The following is a 6,050-nucleotide window of genomic DNA, read 5'->3' as shown; positions in this document are numbered from 1 at the left end:
CACGGCCCGGCGGGGGCGGGCCGGCGCGGCGGGGGGCGGCGCGGGGTCGTACGCCGGTGCGGCGGGACTGGGTGGGGTCGTCGGGCGGGGTGGGACGGGGGCACGCCGTGCTTCGGTGCTCATCCGCCCCCCTGGTCCGGTCCGTACCGCGCGTCCCCCCGCCTGCGGGCGGGGCCCCGTTCGCCGCGTGGGCGTCACTCTACGGGCTGCGGGGACCCGGGGGGAGCGTGCGGCCCGCGCACCGGCGGATCTGCACGGATCATCCCCCTACCCAGCGGTAGAACCGTCTGGCAAGCTGCGGCCATGACTGCCCGAGCCACTGACCGGGCCCGTTACGACCGGGCCACCGCCCATCTCGACGCTCCCGTCGCCGTCGTGGATCTGGAGGCGTTCGACGCCAACGCGGACGATCTCGTACGCCGGGCGGCGGGCAAGCCGGTCCGGGTGGCGAGCAAATCGGTGCGCTGCCGGGCCCTGCTGGAGCGGGTGCTGGCCCGGCCCGGGTTCGCCGGGATCATGTCGTTCACGCTCGCGGAGTCGCTGTGGCTGGCCCGGGCCGGGTTCGACGACGTGCTGCTGGCGTACCCGTCCGCCGACCGCCCGGCGTACGCGGAGCTGGCCGCCGACCCGAAGCTCGCCGCCGCCGTGACGGTGATGGTGGACGACCACGCCCAGCTGGACCTGATCGACGCGGCGCGGGCGGGCGGCACTCAGGAGATCCGGGTCTGCCTGGAGCTGGACACCTCGCTGCGGATGCTCGGCGGCCGGGTCCGGGTCGGCGCCCTGCGTTCGCCGCTGCGCTCCCCCGCCCAGCTGGCCGAGCTGGCCAGGTCCGTGGTCCGGCGCCCCGGTTTCCGGCTGGTCGGGCTGATGGCGTACGAGGGGCACATCGCGGGTGTCGGGGACTCGGTGGCGGGGCGTCCGCTGCGCTCCCGGGCGATCCGGCTGATGCAGGCCACGGCCCGCAAGGAGCTGGCGGCCCGGCGGGCCGAGGTGGTGCGGGCGGTCCGGGCCGTGGCGCCGGACCTGGAGTTCGTGAACGGCGGCGGCACGGGCAGCGTGCAGCACACGGCGGCGGAGGACGCGGTGACGGAGATCGCCGCGGGTTCCGGGCTGTACGTGCCGCGCCTGTTCGACAACTACACCTCGTTCACGGCCCGCCCGGCGGCCCTGTTCGCGCAGCCCGTGGTGCGGCGGCCGGGCGTGGGCGTGGTGACGGTGCTCGGGGGCGGCTATCCGGCGTCGGGCGCGGCGGGGGCGGACCGGCTGCCGGTCCCGTACCTCCCGGAGGGGCTGCGCTACGACCCGCAGGAGGGCCCCGGCGAGGTGCAGACCCCGTTGCTCGGCTCCCCGGCCGACGATCTGCTGATCGGTGACAAGGTGTGGTTCCGGCACGCGAAGGCCGGTGAGCTGTGCGAGCGGTTCGACGCGCTGCACCTGATCGAGGGCGACCGGGTGACGGCGACGGTTCCGACGTACCGGGGTGAGGGCCGTACATTCCTCTAGGCCGTACGTTCCTCTAGGGCGTGTGCTCGACGGCGCTGCCGACGCCGCCGTCCGTCGCGTCGTCGCCGATCGGGCGGATGCCCCGCGTGAGGGTGTCCATGAGGTCCAGGGGCGGTCCGTCGGGGCCGGCGTCGAAGGCGTACCGGACGATGACGGGCGACTCGCTGCCGGTGGGTGAGGGGAAGGCGAGGGACTGCACGTAGCCGCCGGGGCCGTGGGCGGTGGTGACCTTCCAGCGGATGTAGTAGCCGGTGCGGCCGGCCACGGTGACCTCGCCGGCGGCGGTCTGCCGGTGGCCGGTGATGCCGCCGTGGGTGCGCCGGCCGAGGATGTCCTCGTCGTAGGCGCGGTCGGCCGCGTCGGCGATGTCCTCCTCGGCGAGGGCTTCGGGGGTGGTGGCGTCGGTGCCGCCGGGGGTCCGGGTGGTGACGGTGCCGGGATAGCAGTACGTGGAGGACGCGCCGGGGCACTCGTACGACTTCTCGGTGCGCATCGTGAGGAGTTGGCCCGAGGTGCGCTCCGGCCGCTCCCAGCCGTCCGGGATGGGCAGCGTGATGCCGTTGAGCTGGTCGGTGAGCACGTTCCCGTCCTCGTGCACGGGCGTGCCGTCCGGTGAGGGGCCGTCGTCGCCGGGGGCCCCGCCGGTGCCGGTCCGGGTGGGCGACTGCGAGGCGTGGGCGGCCGGGGCCGCCGGGTCGTCGTTCCCGGTGAGGAGCACGGCCCCGGTCACGACGGCGCCGACGACGACCGCTCCGGCCGCCACGAGGGCGACGGCCCGGGCGCTCCCGCCGCCCGACGGGGCCGGGGCGGGGGTGTGGACGGGTGCGGGGGCGGGCGCGCGGGTGTGCGCGGTCCATGCCGTTCCGTCCCACCAGCGCTCGGTGCCGGGCGCGGAGGTGTCCGGGTACCAGCCGGGCGGCGTCGGGTAGCTCATCGCTCCACTCTAGAGAGCGGTCTACAGCGGTGTGACGTAGGCGCCGGAGATGCCGCCGTCCACCAGGAAGTCGGTGGCGTTCACGAACGAGGAGTCGTCGCTCGCCAGGAAGGCGACGGCGGCGGCGATCTCGGTGGCCTCGGCGAACCGGCCGAGCGGGATGTGCACCAGCCGGCGGGCCGCCCGCTCCGGGTCCTTGGCGAACAGCTCCTGGAGCAGCGGGGTGTTGACCGGTCCGGGGCAGAGCGCGTTGACGCGGATGCCCTCGCGGGCGAACTGGACGCCCAGTTCGCGGCTCATGGCCAGCACCCCGCCCTTGGACGCGGTGTACGAGATCTGCGAGGTGGCCGCGCCCATCCGGGCCACGAAGGAGGCGGTGTTGATGATGGAGCCCCGGCCCTGGCGGCGCATGTAGGGCAGGGCGGCCTTGCAGCACAGGTAGACGGAGGTGAGGTTGACGTCCTGGACGCGCTTCCACGCCTCCAGCTCCGTGGTGAGGATGGAGTCGTCCTCGGGCGGTGAGATGCCCGCGTTGTTGAAGGCGATGTCGACCGATCCGTAGGTGTCGTCGGCCGTGCGGAACAGCTCGTCGACCTGTCCGGGGTCGGTCACGTCGACGCGTACGAAGGTGCCGCCGACCGCTTCGGCCGCCGCCTCGCCGGCCTCCGCGTCGATGTCGCCGCAGACGACGTGCGCGCCCTCGGACGCGAGCCGGCGGGCGGTGGCCAGGCCGATGCCGCTGCCGGCCCCGGTGACGACGGCGGTGCGGCCGACGAGGCGGCGGCAGATGATCTCGGGGTCCGTGGTCATGGGCGTTTCATGCCTCCGTGTTCAGGAAGACGTTCTTGGTCTCGGTGAAGGCGGTGAGGGCGTCGGGCCCCAGCTCGCGCCCGACGCCGGACTGCTTGAACCCGCCGAACGGGGTCCAGTAGCGCACCGCCGCGTGCGAGTTGACGGAGAGGTTGCCCGCCCGGACGGCCCGGGACACGCGCAGGGCGCGTCCCACGTCGCGGGTCCAGAGCGAGCCGGCGAGCCCGTAGTCGGTGGCGTTGGCGAGGCGTACGGCGTCCGCCTCGTCGTCGAAGGGCAGCACGACGGCGACGGGCCCGAACACCTCCTCGGTCGCGACGGGCGCGTCCGCCGGGACGCCGGTGAGGACGGTCGGCGGGAACCAGAAGCCGGGCCCGTCGGGCGCGCTCCCCCGGATCGCGGCGGCGCCCTCGGGGACGTATCCGCGTACGCGTGCGAGCTGGGTACGGGAGATGAGCGGGCCCATCCGGGTCTTCTCGTCGGCGGGATCGCCGACGGTGTACGCGGCGACGGCCGGGGCGAGGTGCTCCAGGAACCGGTCGTACGCGGAGCGCTGGACGAGGATGCGGGTGCGGGCGCAGCAGTCCTGGCCGGCGTTGTCCAGGAAGGAGTCGGGTGCGGCGGCCGCGGCGGCCTCGATGTCGGCGTCGGCGAAGACGATGCTGGGGCTCTTGCCGCCGAGCTCCAGGGTGACGCGCTTGAGGCGGTCGGCGCACTTGGCCATGATCCGCTTGCCGGTGCGGGTGGAGCCGGTGAACACGATCTTGGCGACGCCCGGGTCTTCGACGAGGGCGTTGCCGGCCTCGTCGCCCGCGCCGGGCAGGACCTGGAAGAGGTGTTCGGGCAGGCCCGCCTCCAGGGCGGTCTCCGCGAGGCGGAGGGCGGTGAGCGGCGTGGTCTCGGCGGGTTTCAGGATCACCGCGTTGCCGGCGGCGAGGGCGGGGGCGGTGCCCCAGGCGGCGATGGGCATCGGGAAGTTCCAGGGAGCGATGACGCCGACGACGCCCAGAGGTTCGAGGATCGTGAGGTCGATGCCGCCGGGGACGGGGATCTGCCGGCCGCTGAGCCGTTCGACGCCTCCGGCCGCGTAGTCGAGCAGGTCGCGGACGTTGCCCGCTTCCCATCGGGCGTTGGAGATGGTGTGGCCGGCCTCGCGGACCTCCAGCCGGGCCAGTTCCTCCGTGCGGGCGTCGACGGCTGCGGCGAACCGGCGCAGCAGCCGGGCCCGGTCGGCGGGGGCGAGCGCGGCCCAGGTGAGCTGGGCCGCGGTGGCGCGGACGACGGCGGTGCGGACCTCCTGGGCGGAGGTGGCGGGGACGGTGGCGACGACCTCTTCGGTCGCCGGGTTCAGGACGTGGTGCTCGTGGATCACGGGGTCCTCACAGCGGTCGGGGCCTCGCGGGCGTCGTGGTCACAGGCGTTCGAAGGAGCGGCGCAGTTCCCAGTCGGTCACCGCCGCGTCGAAGGCGTCGAGTTCGACGCGGGCCATGGTGCGGTAGTGCGCCACGACGTCCTCGCCGAACGCCTCGCGGGCGATCCCGCTCTCCTCCCAGAGGGCGGCGGCCTCGCGCAGGGTGGCCGGGACGTGCTCGTAGCCGGCGGTGTAGGCGTTGCCCGCGCAGGGCTCGGGGAGTGCGAGCGCGTGCTCGATGCCGTACAGGCCGGCCGCGACGAGTCCGGCGACGGCGAGGTAGGGGTTGACGTCACCGCCAGGGAGCCGGTTCTCGAAGCGCAGCGAGGCGCCGTGGCCGACGACGCGCAGGGCGCAGGTGCGGTTGTCGTGGCCCCAGGCGACGGCGGTCGGGGCGAAGGAGCCGGGGCGCAGCCGCTTGTACGAGTTGATGTTCGGCGCGAAGAGGAGGGAGAGGTCGCGCAGGGCGGCGAGCTGGCCGGCCAGGAAGTGCCGCATCACGGGTGACATCTCCCCGTCCGCACCGGCCATGACGGAGCGTCCGGGATCGGTGGTGGAGCGCAGCGAGAGGTGGATGTGGCAGGAGTTGCCCTCGCGTTCGTTGAACTTGGCCATGAAGGTGAGCGCCATGCCCTCCTGGGCGGCGATCTCCTTGGCGCCGGTCTTGTAGACGGCGTGCTGGTCGCAGGTGACCAGGGCCTCGTCGTAGCGGAACACGATCTCGTGCTGGCCCGGGTTGCACTCTCCCTTGGCCGACTCGACGGCCAGGCCCGCACCCGCCATCTCGTTGCGGATGCGGCGCAGCAGGGGTTCGACGCGGCCGGTCCCGAGGACGGAGTAGTCGACGTTGTACTGGTTGACGGGGGTCAGCTCGCGGTAGCCCCGGTCCCACGCCTGCTCGTAGGTGTCCTTGAAGACGAGGAACTCCAGCTCGGTGCCGACGTGGGCGGTGTAGCCGTGTTCGGCGAGGCGTTCGAGCTGGCGGCGCAGGATCTGCCGGGGCGCGGCGGTGACGGGCGCGCCGTCGGCCCAGGCGAGGTCGGCGAGGACCAGCGCGGTGCCCTCGTGCCACGGCACCCGGCGCAGGGTGGTGAGGTCGGGGCGCATGGCGAAGTCGCCGTATCCGTTGTCCCAGGAGGACATGGCGTAGCCGTCGACGGTGTTCATGTCGGTGTCGACGGCGAGGAGGTAGGCGCAGCCTTCGGTGCCGTGGCGGACGACCTCGTCCAGGAAGAAGGGAGCGGCGAAGCGCTTGCCCTGAAGCCGCCCCTGCATGTCGGGGAAGGCCAGGACGACGGTGTCGATCTCCCCGCCGTGCACGAGGCGGCGCAGGTCTCCGAGGGCGAGCGGGGCGGTGCGGTCGGACACGGTCGGGTCCTCTCCTCGCGG

General features: G+C 74.0%; 5 protein-coding genes. 1 reads left to right on the top strand and 4 read right to left on the bottom strand.

The annotated features are described in order from the left end of the window. Positions 1-303 precede the first annotated feature (303 nt). Positions 304-1,506, top strand: coding sequence for an amino acid deaminase/aldolase (locus G3I41_RS21805; RefSeq protein ID WP_164402090.1), 1,203 nt, complete (start codon positions 304-306; stop codon positions 1,504-1,506). A 13-nt stretch (positions 1,507-1,519) separates the two neighbouring features. On the opposite strand, the gene G3I41_RS21800 is transcribed toward G3I41_RS21805, so the two are convergent. Genes G3I41_RS21800 through G3I41_RS21785 form a run of 4 tightly spaced genes read right to left on the bottom strand, consistent with a single transcriptional unit; the run spans position 1,520 to position 6,029 of the window. Next, the gene (locus G3I41_RS21800) at positions 1,520-2,440 is read right to left on the bottom strand and encodes a DUF2510 domain-containing protein (protein WP_164402089.1); all 921 of its coding nucleotides are present in this window, start codon (positions 2,438-2,440) and stop codon (positions 1,520-1,522) included. A 21-nt stretch (positions 2,441-2,461) separates the two neighbouring features. Then, entirely contained in the window at positions 2,462-3,250 is a 789-nt protein-coding gene (locus tag G3I41_RS21795; RefSeq protein ID WP_164402088.1) for a 3-oxoacyl-ACP reductase, read from the bottom strand. Positions 3,251-3,257: 7 nt separating this feature from the next. Beyond that, positions 3,258-4,622, bottom strand: coding sequence for an aldehyde dehydrogenase family protein (locus G3I41_RS21790; protein ID WP_164402087.1), 1,365 nt, complete (start codon positions 4,620-4,622; stop codon positions 3,258-3,260). A gap of 39 nt (positions 4,623-4,661) precedes the next feature. Continuing rightward, positions 4,662-6,029, bottom strand: a complete 1,368-nt coding sequence (locus G3I41_RS21785; RefSeq protein ID WP_164402086.1) for a glutamine synthetase family protein — start codon at positions 6,027-6,029, stop codon at positions 4,662-4,664. Between the last annotated feature and the right edge of the window lie 21 nt (positions 6,030-6,050).

This window comes from Streptomyces sp. SID9727, assembly GCF_010550605.1.
Classification (GTDB): Bacteria; Actinomycetota; Actinomycetes; order Streptomycetales; family Streptomycetaceae; genus Streptomyces.
Note: the sequence above shows the minus strand (reverse complement) of the source record. Positions and strands in the feature narration are given on the sequence as shown.